Source organism: Dactylosporangium sp. NBC_01737 (assembly GCF_035963215.1).
Taxonomy (GTDB): domain Bacteria; phylum Actinomycetota; class Actinomycetes; order Mycobacteriales; family Micromonosporaceae; genus Dactylosporangium.
In genome coordinates this window covers 170,216-187,505 of sequence record NZ_CP109153.1, presented here as the reverse complement: position 1 = coordinate 187,505, position 17,290 = coordinate 170,216, and the positions used below count along the sequence as shown (strand labels likewise).

Genomic DNA, 17,290 nt, shown 5'->3' with positions numbered 1-17,290 from the left:
TGACCATGGGGAGGGGCCTTGCTGGCACTCGTGCTCGCAGCGCTGCGGGCCCGGCGGGCGCAGGCGATCACGTTGCTCCTGCTGAGCACGCTCGCCGCGGCCGCCGCGGCCGCCGCGCCCTGGTACGTCCTGGCGTCCACGGAACGCATCGCGACCCGCCACGTGGAGTCGGCGACGATCCAGGAACGGTCCCTGGAGACCGTCGGCGAGGGTGCGATCGAGGGGGGCTCCGTCGCCGCGCACCTGGAGGCGAACGCGCTGCTGACCCAGTCGGTCGTGGAGCTGGACGGGTTCACCACCTTCACGCAGGCGTACCTGGTCGGCTCGCTGATCGCCGCGACGCCGCGGGACGACGGGGCCACCGTCGGCGTGAAGCGCGAGACCGACTCGCCGCTGTCGCTGCGCACCGGCGCGTGTGAGCACGCCACGATCGAAGGGCGCTGCGCCACCGGTCCCGACGAGGTGATGCTCAGCTACCGCACCGCCCACTGGCTCGGGGCCAAGCCGGGCGACAAGGTCACCTTCGAGGCGACCAACGTGCTCGGGACGGCCCAGTTCACCGTCGTGGGGATCTACCGGCCGCTGGACCCGGCCGACCCGTTCTGGAGCAGCAACGCCCAGCTGATCGCGGTCGACCTGCCCGTCGGCGCGCCGCCGGAGATCACCGAGCCGGTCGACGACGCGGTGCTCGCCGGACCGGCCGTGTTCGACCAGATGAAGCCGGAGAAGCTGCGCTTCGTCGTCGACATGGTCGCCGAGCCGAAACTGTTCGTGGACAACTCCCCGTCGGAGGTCCGCGCCTTCCTCGACGCGGCGACGGTCAAGGCGGCCAACAACCGGCTCACCATGTACACCAGCCTGTACGCCACCGTCGAGCGGGTCGAGCGCGACCGGCAGCTGCTGAGCCTCGGCGTCCCCGTCGGGGCGTTCCAGCTGCTGCTGCTGTGCTGGTTCGCGCTGTATCTGGCGGTCAAGTACACCGGCGACGAACGCCGCCCGGACGTCGGCCTGGTCAAGCTGCGCGGCGCGACCCGCGGCCGCACCTGGGCGCTGGTCGGCGGGCAGAGCGCGGTGCCGATGCTGGCCGGAGCGGTGCTGGGGCTCCCGCTGGGCTACCTGGTGGCCACCGCGGTCACCGGCACGATCGACGAGCCCGCCGTCGTCTCCCAGGCGTTGTCGCTGTCCGTCGGCGCGGTGGTCGTGGCCGTGCTCGGCGCGCTGCTGGCGGCGCTGCTGGCCGAGCGCCGCTCGCTGGGTGCGACGGTCGCCGAGCTGCTGCGCCAGACCCCGGGCAGGGCCCGTGCGTGGCGCGACCTGTTCGACCTGGTGCTGGTGCTCGTCGCGGGCGTCGCCGTGTACCAGGTGAAGACCCGCGCCTCCGGGGACGCCGCGGGGCTCGCCCTGCTGGCGCCCGGCCTCGCCGCGCTCGCCTGCGCGCTGGTCGCGTCCCGGGTGATCACCGCGGTCGCCGGCCGGCTGGTCGAGGGCGCGCTGCGCCACGGCCGCCCGGCGCGCGCGCTCACCGCCATCTACCTGGCCCGCAGGCCCGGCGTCCACCGGCTCGCCGCGCTCATGATCGTGACGGTGGCGCTGCTCGGCACGTCGTACATCACCTGGGACACCGGCGTGACCGCCGGGCGCACCCGGGCCGAGCTGGAGGTCGGCGCCGACCGGGTGCTGACCGTCCGCGCCGAGAACCGGCTCGCCCTGCTCCAGGCGGTCCGCGCCGCGGACCCGTCCGGCAAGCAGGCGATGGCGGCCGTGCAGTCGCTGCGCTCGGGGCAGGACCGGGTCCTGCTCGTGGACAGCCCACGCCTGCCCGCCGTCGCCGTCTGGCGCCCCGAGTACGGGATGACCGCCGAGCAGGCCGCGGCCGCGCTGCACCCCCCGGCGCCGGACCCGGTCATGGTCAGCGGCGGCGAGCTGACGTTCGACCTCGACGTGCGGATGACCAAGCCCGAGTCGGGCCGGACCCTCTTCTTCGAGGCGGTGCTCGCCGACCCGCAGGGCGACCGGCTGGTGGCCCGGGTCGGCCCGCTCGTGGCGGGTGCCGCGGTGCTGAAGGCGCCGGTGCCCGTCTGCGCCACGGCGCCCGGATGCCGGCTGAGCTCGCTGGCGATCACGCAGAGCACCCTTGAGCAGAAGGTGTTCTTCGCCGCGCGGCCCGGCATCGACGTCACCGTCCGGGGGCTGTCGGCGGGGTCGCCGGTCCTCGGCGCCGACGCGCTGGCCGACCGGACCCGGTGGCGACTGGCCGTCTCCCCGGCGCCGCCCAACCTGATCGTCACGCCGACCGGCGGCGGCCTGCTGCTGCGGGTCGCGCCGATCCGGCCCGGCCCGGCATCCGACGCCGGCGTCTACCCGGTCGACACGCCCGCGCCGATCGCCTCGATCCGGGCGAAGCGGCTGCAGCAGCGCATCGCCGGCGACCAGCGGGTCACCTACGGCTCGGCGTCGATCGCCGAACGGATCGTGGGGTCCGCGACCCGTCTGCCCCGCCTCGGCGACCAGGGTGTGCTCATCGACCTCGAGTACGCCGACCGGCTCGGCGCCGACTTCGGCGCGGGCGAGTCGATGCAGGTCTGGCTGGCCCGCGGCGCGCCGCGCGACATCGTCGACCGGCTCGAGCAGCAGGGGCTGATCGTGCAGGGCGAGGAGTCCATCGACGACACCGCCGCCCGTTACGCGTCCTTCGGCCCGCCGCTGACCCTGCGGTTCATGCTGCTGTCGGCGCTCATCGGGGTCGCGCTCGCGATCGGTGCGGCCTCCGTGGTCGCCGCCGTCGAGCGCCGGCCCCGGGGCGCGGAGCTCACCGCGCTGCGGATCCAGGGCGCGCCCTCCCGTCTCGTGCGGCGCGTGGCCGTCGAGGGGTACCTCATCCTCGTCGGCGTCTCCGTCCTCATCGGGGTGCTGCTGGTCGTGCTCATCCGCGCCTACATCGGCGACGTCCTGCCCTACTTCGCCGACGGATGGAAAGCACCGTGATCGGACTGGTCCTTTCGATGATCCGGGCCCGGCCCGGGCAGGCCGTCGCCGCGTTCGTGCTGGCCATGCTCGCGATGGCGGCCGCGGTGAGCGCGCCGGTCTACATCACCACCGCCGACCGTGCCGTGGTGGCGAGCGAGGTCGAGGCCGCGCCCATCAACGAGCTGGTCGTGCAGGCCCGCCGCGAGGCGAAGGCCGGCGACCGCGCCTTCGAGGACCTCGCACCGAAGGTCTTCGTCTTCCCCGGTTTCTCGACCGTCTTCAGCGCCGAGACCAACACCTACGTGACCAGCTCGGTGGCGGGCGTCGAGCCGGTCGCGCCGCGGTTCGTGTACCGCGACGACGCCTGCGCGCACGTCCGGCTCGTCGAAGGCCGCTGCTTCATCAGCCAGAGCGAGATCATCCTCAGCAAGCCGACGTTCGACCAGCTCAAGGTCAAGGTCGGCGACCCGCTGAACGTCGACTGGGCAACGTTCGACGCCGAGGGCCAGGAGTGGATCGGCAGCGGCAAGCCCACGGTCATGTCGGTCGTCGGCGCCTACGAGCCGATCGACGCGACCGAGCAGTACTGGGCGGACTTCGGCTACTTCGACGACCGGCCGAGCGCCCGGGGCGTCACCGCCCCGATCCTCGCCGGCCGGCTGACGCTGGAGTCGATCGAACGCCTCACCGAGCGGCAGGCCCTCGACGTCGTCATCGACCACGCCGCGATCACCGGCGACAGCCTCGTCGCCGTCAACGGCGCCGTCGAGAGCGGCCGGGCCCAGCTGGCCGGCCTGTCCGGGTCGCCGACGGTGAAGGCGGACCTGCCGCACCTGCTGGCCCGCATCGAGCGGGACCGGAGCCTGGTCTCCCAGGTCGTGCCGGTCGGCGCGGTGCCGCTGGTGCTGCTGTGCTGGTTCGTGCTGTTCGTCGTCGTGGCCTCGGCAACCGGCGAACGCCGGCAGGAGCTCGGCCTGGTGGCCCTGCGCGGGGTCACCCTCCCGCGCCGCTGGTGGCTCGCCGCGGGCGAGAGCATCGTGCCGATCCTGCTGGGCGCAGCGGCCGGTTTCGTCCTCGGCCACTACCTCGTCCGGCTCGCGGCGTGGCTGCTGCTGGGCACCAGCGGCGACGTACCGCTGAAGGAGGGCGCCAACGGGTGGGCCCTCACCGCGCTCGCCGGTGCCGTGCTGGCGGCGGTGCTCGCCCAGCGGGCCGAGCTCGCCAAGAAGACCATCGACCTGCTCCGCAACGTGCCCGGCCGGTTGTCGCGCTGGGGCGCCCCGGTGTTCGAGGTGGTCGTGGTGGTGCTCGCCGTCGTCGCCATGCTGCAGCTGCGGCAGGGTGACAGCGGGCTGACCGGCTTCGCCGTCTTCGGCCCGTCGCTGGTGGTCATCGCGTTCGGCCTGCTCGCCGCCCGCGGCGTGCTGCCGCTCGCCGAGCGCAACGGCCGGCGGGCCCTGCGCCGTGGCCGGATCGGCCCGACGCTGGCCGCGTACGCGATGGCCCGCCGCCCCGGCAGCCAGCGCATCCTCGCCCTGTTCGTGGTCGCGATCGCCCTCGCCTGCTTCGCGGCGACCGCGGCGTCCGCCTCCGACGACAACCGCGACCTGCGGATCCGGGTCGAGCTGGGCGCCGACCGGATCCTGACCGTCGAGCCGGTCAGCCGCACCGAGCTGCTCGGCAAGGTCCGGGCGCTGGACCCCGCCGGCGACTTCGCCATGGCCACGGCGATGCTGCCGACGTCGGGGGACTCGGGGGCCCAGCGGATGCTCGGCGTCGACAGCGAACGCCTCGCCAAGGTCGCGCTGTGGAACGACACGCGGTTCACCGCCGCCGAGGCCGCCGCCGCGCTGCGGCCGGAGGTCCCCCGGGACAGCGTCATCCTCGACAACAAGGACGTGACCCTCGACATCACCGTCGACAAGCTCGTCGACGCGTTCCGGGTCAGGTTCGTCGCGGTGGTGATCCCGCTGGACGGCTCGGCCGCCGGCGAGGTCGACTTCGGCGCGCCGCAGCTGGGACGGCACACGTACGTCAGGAACCTCCCGATGTGCGTGAACAAGTGCCGCCTCGCCGCGCTGCGGATCCGGCAGCCGGAGGACCGCGGCTTCGACGCCGGGATCACGCTGCACTCCATGGCCCAGCGCGGCGAGACCGTCACCGACTTCAGTGACGCCGAGGAGTGGCGGGTGCCGGAGACGCCCGGGCCCAAGCTGATCGTGCCCGACCTCACCCTCCTCGGCGGCGGGCTGCACATGGACGTGTCCAACTACAAGGGCGCCGACGTCGCGTTCACGCTCATGCCGACCGACGCGCCGTCGCCGATGCCGGTCGTGATGTCCCCGACCGCCGGCATAGGCGACCACATGGCGGGCTTCGACGGGGCCAGGGTCACCGTCAAGGTCGCCGGTGAGGCCGTCCAGATCCCCCGGGTGGGGGTGCGGGGCGGCATCGTCGATCTCGACTACGCCGAGCGGCTCTCCTCCGGCGGCGCCGACACGATCAGCCCGCAGATCTGGCTCAACGCGAACGCCCCCGCCGACATCCTCGACCGGGTCGCGGCGCAGGGCCTGAAGGTCATGACCGACCAGCGGCTGGCACCGCTGCGCGCCGCCCTCGACGATCAGGGACCGGCGGTCGCGCTGCGCTTCCACGGGCTCGCGGCCGGCTTCGCGGTCCTCCTCGCCGGCGGTGCCCTCTGGCTCGTCACCTCCCTGGACCGGCAGCGCCGCGGCGGCGAGCTGCGGGCACTGCGGGCGCAGGGCGTCGCCCGCCGCGACGCGTCCGCCAACGGCTACCTGGCGCTGGTCGGCACCGCGGCGGTCATCGGACCGTTCGCCGCTCTGGCAAGCTGGCTCCTTGTGCGCGAACATCTTCCGGTGTTCACCGACGACCCCGGCACCTTCCCGGTGCCGGTCTGGCCGTCGCCGCTCCCGGTCGCCGCCGCCTGGGTGGCGTCCGTGCTGACCCTCACCGGTGTGGCCCTCCTCGCCGGTGCCCGACTCCGTGCCGCGACCAGACAGCGATAAAAGGGGACTGCTCATGAACGGGTTGGCGGTGGCCTGCCGGCGGGTCGTGCACATCTACCGGGCCGAGGCCGGCGACGTCGTTGCCCTCGCCGGTGTCGACCTGTCGATCGGCCCGGGGGAGACCCTCGCCCTGGTCGGGCCGTCCGGCTCCGGCAAGTCGACGCTGATCGCGCTGCTGGCCGGGCTCATGCGCCCCTCCGCCGGCAGGGTCAACATCGGCACATACGACATGGGCAAGCTCTCCGACGGCGAGATCGCCCGGCTGCGTGGCACCGAGATCGGCGTGGTGCTGCAGGGCGCCGCGCGCAACCTGCTGCCCTACGCGACGCTGCACCGCAACATCTGGCTCGCCCAGCGGCGCGCCGCCCGCACCGAGGGCATCAAGCTCGACGACCCGGACCGCATCCTGGACCTGGTCGGCCTGCCCGGCCTCGGCCGCTCCCGCATCGACGAGCTCGCGCCCGGCGCCCGCCAGCGCGCCGCGCTCGCCGTCGGCATCGCCGCCGGACCCGGCCTGCTGCTCGTCGACGAGCCGACCAGCCAGCTCGACACCGCCGGCCGCGACGAGGTCCTCGAGGCCCTCGAGACCGTCAACCAGGAGCGCAACACCACCATCGTCGTCGTCACCCACGACGGTGACGTCGGCACCCGCCTCGGCCGCGCCGTGACCATCCGCGACGGCCGCGTCGGCGCCGAAGGCCGCGACGGCCAGGACTTCGCCGTCGTCGCCGGGGACGGCACCGTGCAGCTGCCGCCGGAGGTCCTCGGCGACTTCCCGCCCGGCACCCTCTTCACCGTGGAGCACATCGACGGCGCCGTCACACTGGTCGCGGGTGGATCCGACCGGTCACTTGCGGCAGACCACTTGGGACACGTGCAAAACTAGCTCCATGAGCGACCCAAGGCAGACCCAGTCGATCTTCACCCGCGGGGCGGTGGACCTCGGCGCCCTGGCCCGGAGCAATCAGGCCGCGGCGCAGCGATCTGCCCAGCCTGCCGCCGCGCCGAGCTCCGCGTTCGTATTCGACGTCACCGAGACCAACTTCCAGGACGCCGTCCTGCAGCGTTCGGTCACCACCCCGGTCGTCCTCGACTTCTACGTCGAGGGCAGCCAGCCGCACCAGCAGTTCTCACCGCTGCTGGAGAAACTCGCCGCCGACGGTGAGGGCACCTGGCTGCTCGGCCGCGTCGACATCGAGGCCAACCCGCGGCTCGCCCAGATGTTCCGCATCCAGGGCATCCCGTTCGTCGTGGCGATCGTCGGCGGCCAGCCCGTCGATGCGTTCAACCAGATGCTGCCCGAGACGCACCTGCGCCAGTGGATCGACGCGGTCCTCAAGGCCGCCGGCGTCGAGGTGCAGCGCGGCGACGACCCGCGCCTGCTCGCCGCCGACGACGCCCTCATGGACGGCGACCTCGACACCGCCGAGCAGGCCTACCGCAACATCCTCGCCGACACGCCGGCCGACCCGATCGCCGGGTCCGGGCTCGCCCAGGTCGCCCTGCTGCGCCGCACCACGGGGCTCGACCCCGCGGCGGTCCTGGCGGCGGCACAGGCCGCCGCCGACGACGTGCCCGCGCAGCTGCTCGCCGCCGACGTCGAGGTGCTGACCGGCCAGGCCGACCTCGCCTACAAGCGGCTCATCGACCTTGTCCGCCGCACCCCCGGCGACGAACGCGAGACGGTGCGCAAGCACCTCGTCTCGCTGTTCACCGTCGCGGGGCCCGACGACCCCGCGGTCGCCAAAGCCCGCCGGGCGCTGGCGAGCGCGCTCTTCTGAGCCGGGGCGGGATGCGCCGGATCGCCGTCGTCGACGCACCGAGCAACCTGGGGTTGCGGCCACCGACCGCAACCTCGGTCCCCGGCTGCGCGAAAGCCCCCGGCTCGCTGCGCGACAGCGGCCTGCTGGCCCGGCTGGGTGCCCGCGACGCGGGGTGCATCACCCCGCCCCGCTACGACCCGGCCGGCTGGCAGCCCGGTGACGGCGTCGCCCAGGCGGATGAGATCGCCGTCTTCGTCCGCCGGCTCGCCGACCGGATCGGCGCCGTCCTCGCCTCCGGCGACTTCCCGGTCGTCCTCGGCGGCGACTGCTCGATCCTGCTCGGCGCCGGCCTGGCGATGCGGCGGTACTCCGCCGACCTCGCCGGCCGGGTCGGCCTCGTCTACGTCGACGGCCACTCCGACTTCCGCCACGAGGGCAACGCCTCCTACGTCGGGGCTGCGGCGGGGGAGGCCCTCGCCCTGGCCACCGGCCGCGGCCAGAGCAACCTCGCCTCGATCGAGCAGCGCCGGCCCTACTTCCGCGACGTCGACGTGGTCCTGCTCGGCATCCGCACCCACGACGAGTATCGCCTCGACCTGCAGGCCGCCGGCATCGTCGCCCGCGCGGTGCCGGAGCTGCGCTCCCACGGCGCCGCGCGCTCCGCGCAGTGGGCCCGCGACCAGCTGCGCGACTGCGCCGGCTTCTGGGTCCACGTCGACGTCGACGTCCTCGACCCGGCGGTGATGCCGGCGGTCGACGCGCCCGACGTGGGCGGCATCGCCTACCGCGAGCTGGAGATCCTGCTCAGCGGGCTGGTCTGCGACCCTCGCTGCGTGGGTGTGCAGGTCACCGTCTTCGACCCCGACTACGACCCCGACGGGCAGTATGCGCGGGAGGTCACCGACGTCCTGGTCGCCGGGCTCGAGCCCCTCGTCACGTCCTCCGCCCTCGCCGCCGCGGACCTCACCCCGGTGGTGTCCGCCCCGCCGCTGCAGGCCCCGCCGGCACCGCCGGCACCGCCTGTGGCATCCGTTCCGGTGGCACCCGTTCCGGTGGAGCCTGTTCCTGCGGCGGTGTCGTCGTCGGTGCCGCCGGAGGAGCCGGCGGATGAGCTGGCGGATGAGCCGATCACCGCGCCGGTGGGTGACGCTGCCGCCGACGGCGTGGTCGACTCCGCCGACCTGGACGCCGAATGGGCCGCTGGTCCGGTCGGCGAGGAGCTGACCGACCCGGTCGCCGTCCTGGCGGAGGACGCCGAGGGTGGGCCGGCCGCCGACCTCCCGGCCGCCGTTTTCCCGGACGCCGACTTTGTGGATGAGCCGCCCGCTGCCCTGCCCACCGACCCGACCGGCGACGATCAGCCCGCTGAGCCCGTCGGCGACCTCGCGGGTGAGCCGGTGGACGATCTGGCGGAGGATCCGGCGCACGACGTTGCCGCCGACCTGGCGGCGGAGGTGGAGCCGGCGTCCCCTGACGTCGCCGGGGCCGCGGGCGACGAGGACGCTGCCGGTGACGAGGCCGCTACCGGCGGCGCGGACCTGGAGCTGCCGCCGGTCGCCTGGGTCGACGTGCGGACCGGGGCGGTGGTCGACCTCGCCGCCGACCGGGGCACCGGCCGTGCGGCGGCGGGCAGGACCGAGACGCCTCGGCTGCCGGCGTACAGTCGCGGCGCCGTGATCGGGATCACCACCCGCAAGCCGATCGACCTGGACACCGTGGAGTCCGCGCCCCCCGCGGACGGCGGCTGGGTCACCGTCGGCAGCGGCGCCGGCGTGCCGGAGGAGCCCGGTGAGCCGGCCGGCACCGGCCAGGGCCCTGATGCGGGCGCCGCCGACGAGGGCGCGGAGGACGGCGGCGGTGCGCTGCCGTTCGGGCGTCCCGGGCGCAAGAGCCGCCGGGCGCCACGGCTGGCGTTGACGCTCGCGCCGATCTCGGGGCCACCGGTGTCGGGTCGTCTGGCCCGCCGCGCCGACCCGCACGACAGCGCACCCGGCAATGCGTCCGCTCAGGAGCGCGAGGGCGTGGTGCCGTTCGTGCCGGCGCAGAGCAGGACGCCGCGGGAGCCCGTGGAGCCACCGGAGTCGCCGTTGACGGACGTGGTGCCTGCCGCCCGTACCCCCGATGAGGACCGGACACCGAAGCAGCGTTGACGTGCAACGGCCCCACCCGCCGGGTGGCGAGTGGGGCCGGGTGCGCCGGGGTCAGCCGATGATCTGGAAGAACTTGCCGGCGATCGGGACCGCCGCCGCAGTGCTGGCGCCGCCGTTCTCCACGAAGACGCAGAACGCGATGTCGCCGCGGTACCCCATGAACCACGAGTGCGTGTGCGCCGGGTCGTTGTCGTACTCGGCGGTGCCGGTCTTGCCCCGCAGGTCGCCGGGCAGGTCCTTGAGCTGGTCGGCGGTGCCGGCGGTGACGACCTCGCGCATCATCTGCCGCAGCGCGTCCAGGGACGCCTGGTTGAGCTGCGGGCCGTCGGCCGCGGGGCTCTTCGGGGCGGGGTCGAGCACCAGCTGCGGCTGCTTCCACTGACCGCGGGCGATCGCGGCGGCGGCGCCGGCGAGCGCGACCGGCGAGGAGAGCGTGGTGCCCTGCCCGAACGCGGCCGCGGCCTGCTCGGACTTGGAGCCGTTCGCGGAGACCTTGCCGGTGAAGACGTCGACGCCGAGGTCCCACGGGATGCCGATGCCGACGCTCTGCGCGGTCTTCGCCAGGCCGTCGGGGGCGAGCTGCGGGGCCAGCGACGCGAACGCGGTGTTGCACGACTTCGCGAAGTCGACCCGGAACGGCACGTTGCCGAGCTCCATGTCGTGGGAGTTCTTGAACGTGCGGCCGTCGACGGTGAGGTTCTTCGGGCAGGGGACCACGGTCTCGCCGGTCGTGCCCTTGTCGAGCACGCCGAGCGCGGTGATCGTCTTGAACGTCGAACCGGGCGGGGTCTGCCCGACGAGCGCGAAGTTGTTGCCGGCCGCGCCGGGGCCGTTGGCGACCGCGACGATCGAGTTGTCGCTGACGCGGATCGCGACGAGGGCGGAGCGGCGGTTGTCGAGGGCGAGGGCCGCCTCGGCCGCGTTCTGCATGTTCACGTCGAGCGTGAGCTTGATCGCCGCGCCCGGTGCCGCTTCGGTGGTGAAGAGCTTCTTGTCCGGGGTACCGGTGGGCATCGGCACGATGACGGAGACGCCCGGCTTGCCCTGCAGCGCGGTGTCGTACCGCTGCTGCAGCCCGGACAGGCCGACCACGTCGCCGATCTTGTACTTGCCGGGGTTCTTGTCCATGATCTCCTTGGTCACCTCGCCGGACGTGCCGATCAGGGCACGGGCGAACTGGGCCGAGGGTCCCAGGGTCTGCGTCGAGTTGCGGGTGACGACACCGGGCGTCGAGTTGAGCTTGTTGGCGACCGTGTCGTAGACCTCTTTACGCAACGTAACGACCTCGACGAACGCGTCGGGCTTCGCGGACTTCACCTTGTTGGGCAGGCCGGACAGGTCGACCTGCACCTTGGCGGCGGTGAACGCGTCGCCGAGGTTCTTGACCACGATGTTGATGTCGGTGACCGAGCGTGGCTGGACGCCGATGATGACCACGGGCTTGCTGCTCACGATCGGCTGGCCGGCGCCGTCGAGAATGCTGCCGCGGGGACCCGCCGACTTGCGCACGGCGATCTTGTCGGTGGGCTCCAGCGTCGGGTTGATGGTCTTGGCGTCCCAGACGACGGTCCACTGCTTGTCGACCCGCCTGGCCTTGACGGTCGTGTCGTATTCCCAGGTCGAGCCGGAGACCGGCCACTTGACCGTGACGACGGCGCTGGCCTCGTCCTTCTTGACCGCGGGCGAGCCCTTGATGGCCAGCTTGGGCGGGGTCGCGGCGAGGTCGCCGGCGACCGTGGTCCACAGCTTCTGCGCCGCGTCGCCACTGAGCGCTTTGCCGTCTGTGCCCAGGAACTTCATCCCGGCGATGTTGCCCTGCTCCCACGCGGCGAGGAACGTCTTCAGCGCGTCGTCCGGTGGCTTGCTGGAGCAGGCGGGCAGGGCGCCCAGCAGCGTCAGCCCGGCGAGGAGGGCGATCATGCGACGAAATGAAACGGCCATGTGGGCGATTCTGCGTCATGAAAGCCACGATCCGCACGCCCCAAGATCGGAAAAGTTGGACAATTGGTATCGGCGCGTGCTGGTCGATCGGGTAACCGACGCTGCTGAACCGGTTGTCGGGGCGTGCGCCGATCTGAAATGTCGGGGGTACGTCTTAGGCTGTGCGGGACAACCCACAGCGTCGTGGGTGAGGGGAGAACAGACCGATGAACCGGCCCACGGCAACGGTGCGCACTGCGGTCGCCGAGCCAGCGATCGAGGACGACGAATTAACGCAGCCAGTGCCCAACGCTGAGCATCTCGTCGCCGAGGCGGTGGTCCTGGCCGCCGCGCAGGACGCCGATCCAGAGCTGGTCGCGCACTACTGGCGACTCGTCCCCGACGAGGAGCTGGCCAGCTGCCAGGTGTCCAAGATGGTCGAGGCCACGGGGTCGCACCTGGAGCTCGCCGGGCAGCGGGTCCCGGGCGAGCTGAAGCTCCGGCTGGGGCTCAGCGTGACCGGCGGCACATCACTGGAGATCGTCACCGACGACATGCCCTTCCTGGTCGACTCCGTCACCAGTGCGCTGTCGTCACGCAATCTCGACGTCAACCTGCTCGTCCACCCGCTCTTCGTGGTGCGCCGCAAGCCGCTGGGCGCCCTGGAGGAGGTCCGGGTCGGGCTCGAGCCCGAGGACGCCGCCCCCGGCGACATCGTCGAGAGCTGGATCCGCATCGAGATCGACCGCATCCGCGACGAGCACGACCTGGAGACGGTCCGCACAGACCTGGCCCGCGTGCTCAACGACGTGCGCGAAGCGGTCGAGGACTGGCCGAAGATGCGCACCCAGGCGCTCACGCTCGCCGACGAGCTGGGCAGCGCGCAGCTGCCGGTGCCGGACAAGGACATCACCGACTCCGTCGAGCTGCTGCGGTGGCTCGCCGATGATCACTTCACGTTCCTGGGCTTCCGGCAATACAAGCTGACCAAGGGCGACAACGGCGAGGACCTGCTGCAGGCCGTCCTCGGCACCGGCCTGGGCATCCTGCGCGCCGACCAGCCGCACCCGCGGGTGCTGAGCTCCATGACCGCCGAGGCGTATGCCAAGGCCCTGGAGAAGCGGCTGCTGATCATCACCAAGGCCAACTCCAGGGCGACCGTGCACCGCTCCGCCTATCTGGACTACATCGGCTTCAAGCTCTTCGACGCCGACGGCAACGTCACCGGCGAGAAGCGCTTCCTGGGGCTGTTCTCCTCCGCGGCCTACCGCACCAGCGTGCGGGACCTGCCGGTGGTCAAGCGCAAGGTCGCCGAGGTGGTGGAGCGCTCCGGCCTGTCGCCGCGCAGCCACTCAGGCAAGGACCTGATGGAGACCCTGGAGACCTATCCCCGCGACGAGCTGTTCCAGATCACCACCGACGAGCTCTACCGCTCCTCGATGAGCGTGCTGCGCCTGGCCGGGCGCCGGCAGCTGCGGCTGTTCCTGCGCCGCGACGCCTACGGCCGATTCATCTCCTGCCTGGTCTACCTGCCCCGGGACCGGTTCACCACCGCCAACCGGCTGCGCATCCAGCAGATCCTCCTGGCCGAGCTCAACGGCATCGGCGTGGACTACACGACCAGGGTCAGCGAGTCGAAGTTCGCCCGGGTCCACTTCATCGTGCGCACCGAGCCCGGCAACCCGCCCGGCGACGTCGACGTCGACGACCTGACCGAGCGGCTCGCCGAGGCCACCCGCCTCTGGGACGACGACTTCCGGCTCGTGCTGGAGCGCAAGCTCAACGACGAGCACCAGGCGAAGATCCTCTACCAGCGCTATGGCGGGGCGATCTCGGAGACCTACAAGGACGAGCACACGCCGTATGAGGCGGTGAAGGACGTCGCGAAGCTGGAGCTGCTCGACGAGCCGGGCCAGCTGGTCATGCACGTCTACCGGCGTCGCCAGGACGAAAGTGACATCCGGTTCAAGGTGTATCGCTACGGCGAGCCGATGATCCTGTCCGCGGTCCTGCCGGTGCTGCACTCCCTCGGCGTGCGGGTCACCGACGAGCGTCCGTATGAGATGCACCGCGCCGACGGCACCATCTTCCTCTACGACTTCGGCCTGCAGCTGCCCGCCGACTCGCGGGCGATCGCCGAGGTGCGCCCCCACCTGGAGAACGCGTTCTCCGCGACCTGGCGCGGGGAGGCCGAGGTCGACGGGTTCAACACCCTCGTCATCAAGGCCGGCCTCACCTGGCGCGAGGTGGTCGTGCTGCGCGCCTATGCGAAGTATCTGCGCCAGGCCGGCACCGTGTTCTCGCAGGACTACATGGAGTCGACGCTGCTGCAGTATCCGGCGATCGCCTCCAAGCTCGTCGCGCTGTTCGCGGCCCGGTTCGACCCGCGGCTGCAGCTGTCCGAGGAGAGCCGCGCCGTGCAGTCCAAGGAGCTGGTCACGGCGATCCACGCCGACCTCGACGAGGTGACCAGCCTCGACCAGGACCGGATCCTGCGCTCGTTCCTGATGCTGATCCAGGCGACCCTGCGCACGTCGTTCTTCCAGCGCGGCGAGGCGGGCCGCCCGAAGTCCTACACGGCGTTCAAGCTCGACCCGCAGTCGATCCCCGACCTGCCGGCACCGCGGCCGAAGTTCGAGATCTTCGTCTACTCGCCGAGGTTCGAGGGTGTGCACCTGCGCTTCGGCGCGGTCGCCCGGGGCGGCCTGCGCTGGTCCGACCGGCGCGAGGACTTCCGCACCGAGATCCTCGGCCTGGTCAAGGCGCAGATGGTGAAGAACGCGGTGATCGTGCCGACCGGCGCCAAGGGCGGCTTCGTGCTCAAGCAGGTCCCGGGCGACCGGGACGAGGCCGTCGCCTGCTACCAGCTGTTCATCTCCGCCCTGCTCGACGTCACCGACAACCTCGACGGCGGCAAGGTCGTCGCCCCGGCCGACGTGGTCCGCCACGACCCCGACGACCCGTATCTGGTCGTCGCCGCGGACAAGGGCACCGCCACGTTCTCCGACATCGCCAACGAGATCTCGGTGAAGTACGGGTTCTGGCTCGGCGACGCGTTCGCCTCGGGCGGCTCGGCCGGCTATGACCACAAGAAGATGGGCATCACCGCCAAGGGCGCCTGGGAGTCGGTGAAGCGCCACTTCCGCGAGCTCGGCGTCGACACCCAGACCACCGACTTCACCGTCGTCGGCGTCGGCGACATGTCCGGCGACGTCTTCGGCAACGGGATGCTGCTGTCGCGGTACATCCTGCTGGTCGCGGCCTTCGACCACCGGCACATCTTCATCGACCCCACCCCGGACCGGGCGGCGTCGTTCGAGGAGCGGCAGCGCCTGTTCGACCTGCCCCGCTCCTCCTGGGACGACTACGACAAGTCGATCATCTCCACCGGCGGCGGGGTCTACCCACGCACGGCGAAGTCGATCCCGCTCACGTCCGAGGCGAAGGTGGCGCTGGGCATCCCGTCCTCGCTCAACTCGCTGACCCCCAACGAGCTGATGCACGCGATCCTCGCCGCCCCCGTCGACCTGTTCTGGAACGGCGGCATCGGCACCTACGTCAAGGCCACCAGCGAGTCGCACGCCGATGTCGGCGACAAGGCCAACGACTACCTGCGGGTCAACGGCCGCGAACTGCGCGCCAAGGTCGTCGGCGAGGGCGGCAACCTCGGCCTGACCCAGCTCGGCCGGATCGAGTTCGCGCTCGGCGGCGGTCACATCGCGACCGACTTCATCGACAACTCCGCCGGCGTCGACTGCTCCGACCACGAGGTCAACATCAAGATCCTGCTCGACCGCGCCGTCGCCGCCGGCCGGCTCGACCAGGCCGACCGCAACCCGCTGCTGGCCCAGATGACCGACGAGGTCGGCGACCTGGTCCTGCGCGACAACTACGACCAGGCGACCGCGCTGGGCAACGCCCGCGCCCAGTCCCGGTCGCTGCTGCCGGTGCACAAGCGGCTCATCGCCGAGCTGGAGCGCCGCGGCCAGCTCGACCGGGCCCTGGAAGGGCTGCCCACGGACGAGGAGCTCGACTCCCGCGCCGCGCTCGGCGTCGGTCTGACCTCACCCGAGTTCGCGGTCATGCTGTCCTACGTGAAGATCGTGCTCGAGCACGAGATCCTCGACTCCGGCCTGCCGGACGAGGAGTGGACCAACGAGGTGCTCGTCGACTACTTCCCGACCGCGCTGCGCGACCGGTTCGTCGAGGCGATGGCCGAGCACCCGCTGCGCCGCGAGATCGTCACCACGGCCGTGGTCAACGAGGCCGTCAACCGGGGCGGCACGTCCTTCTTCCACCGCGCGTCGGAGGAGACCGGCGCCGGCTCGGCGGACGTGCTGCGCGCCTCCGTCGTCATCCGCGAGGTCTACGGGCTCAACGCGCTGCGCGCCGCAGTCGAGGCCCTCGACAACCAGATCCCGACCGACTCGCAGACCGAGGTCTACCTGGAGATCCGGCGCCTGCTCGACCGCGCCGTGCGCTGGCTGGTCTCCAACCGGCGCCTGCCGATCGACGTGCCCGGCGAGATCGCCCGGCTGCGCCCCGGCATCTCACGCCTGCTCGGCGAGCTCGAGACCCTGTTCCGAGGCCGCGAGCGCGACGCGCTGCACGCCAACACCGTCCAGCTGCGCGAGCTCGGCCTGCCCGACGAGCTGGCCGAGCTCACCACCCGCATCATGTACGGTTTCGGCCTGCTCGACATCGTCGAGGTCGCCTCCCAGACCGGTCGCGACGTCAACGAGGTCGCCACCGTCTATTACGTGCTGTCGGAGCGCTTCCGCATCGACAACCTGCTGTCGAAGATCTCCGACCTGCCCCGCGAGGACCGCTGGCAGACCCTGGCCCGCATGGCGCTGCGCTACGACCTGTATGCGGCGCTGGCGGCGTTGACGGCCGAGGTGCTCAACGGCACCGCTCCCTCGGGGGACGCCGAGGCCCGCGTCGATGAGTGGGAGCAGAGCAACGCGACGTCGATCGCGCGGACCCGCAATGCGATCGGCGAGTTCGGTGAGTCGCCTGGGGATCTTGCCGCGCTGTCTGTGCTGCTACGTCAGATCCGTACTCTGGTTCGGGCTTCTGCGGCCTGACGTGGCTGTGTTTGATCCGGGAGGCCTCTGGGGGTCTTCCGGATCTTTCACCCCCCAGGATCGTGTGGTCGTCTTGCGGTTGAGCGTCCGCGTGGGGGTACGCCGCTTGGAGTGGTTCCTGGTGTCGGTCCTCGGGGCTCGGTGGTTTCGCGCAGCCTGCGGCGGCGCGGACGGGTAGCGCGGTCACCGTCCGTGCCGTAGTTGCGGTGATGCCAAGCCAGGTCCGCGCTCACATGATCCAGCGCCGTCGAGGTCGTCATTCGGTGGTGCCACACCGTCGCTGGTATCAAAACCATCGCAAATCACCCAAATCGGAGAGCGCTCAAGGTGCGCACCAAGATCCAGCCTCGCCCCCTTCATGATCGAAGGCTCCG

At 72.0% G+C, this 17,290-nt stretch carries 7 protein-coding genes; 6 read left to right on the top strand and 1 reads right to left on the bottom strand.

Features of this window, described 5'->3' with window-relative positions:
- Positions 1-18 precede the first annotated feature (18 nt).
- Genes OHA72_RS00865 through OHA72_RS00845 form a run of 5 tightly spaced genes read left to right on the top strand, consistent with a single transcriptional unit; the run spans position 19 to position 9,909 of the window.
- Complete coding sequence (locus OHA72_RS00865) at positions 19-2,985, top strand: FtsX-like permease family protein (RefSeq protein WP_327005951.1); 2,967 nt, start codon at positions 19-21, stop codon at positions 2,983-2,985.
- Positions 2,982-5,996 carry an FtsX-like permease family protein gene (locus tag OHA72_RS00860; RefSeq protein ID WP_327005950.1) on the top strand — a complete coding sequence of 1,005 codons (3,015 nt, stop codon included), beginning with the start codon at positions 2,982-2,984 and terminating at the stop codon, positions 5,994-5,996. The genes OHA72_RS00865 and OHA72_RS00860 overlap by 4 nt, the downstream gene beginning before the upstream one ends.
- A gap of 13 nt (positions 5,997-6,009) precedes the next feature.
- Positions 6,010-6,882 carry an ABC transporter ATP-binding protein gene (locus OHA72_RS00855; RefSeq protein WP_327005949.1) on the top strand — a complete coding sequence of 291 codons (873 nt, stop codon included), beginning with the start codon at positions 6,010-6,012 and terminating at the stop codon, positions 6,880-6,882.
- A 4-nt stretch (positions 6,883-6,886) separates the two neighbouring features.
- The gene (locus tag OHA72_RS00850) at positions 6,887-7,777 is read left to right on the top strand and encodes a tetratricopeptide repeat protein (RefSeq protein WP_327005948.1); all 891 of its coding nucleotides are present in this window, start codon (positions 6,887-6,889) and stop codon (positions 7,775-7,777) included.
- Positions 7,778-7,788: 11 nt separating this feature from the next.
- The gene (locus OHA72_RS00845; RefSeq protein WP_327005947.1) at positions 7,789-9,909 is read left to right on the top strand and encodes an arginase family protein; all 2,121 of its coding nucleotides are present in this window, start codon (positions 7,789-7,791) and stop codon (positions 9,907-9,909) included.
- A gap of 51 nt (positions 9,910-9,960) precedes the next feature.
- Here OHA72_RS00845 and OHA72_RS00840 read toward each other — a convergent pair whose 3' ends face one another.
- Entirely contained in the window at positions 9,961-11,850 is a 1,890-nt protein-coding gene (locus tag OHA72_RS00840; protein ID WP_327005946.1) for a penicillin-binding transpeptidase domain-containing protein, read from the bottom strand.
- A 206-nt stretch (positions 11,851-12,056) separates the two neighbouring features.
- Here OHA72_RS00840 and OHA72_RS00835 point away from each other — a divergent pair, with 206 nt between their 5' ends.
- Positions 12,057-16,916: an NAD-glutamate dehydrogenase gene (locus tag OHA72_RS00835; RefSeq protein WP_327005945.1), complete on the top strand. Its 4,860-nt coding sequence runs from the start codon at positions 12,057-12,059 to the stop codon at positions 16,914-16,916.
- Positions 16,917-17,290 lie beyond the last annotated feature (374 nt).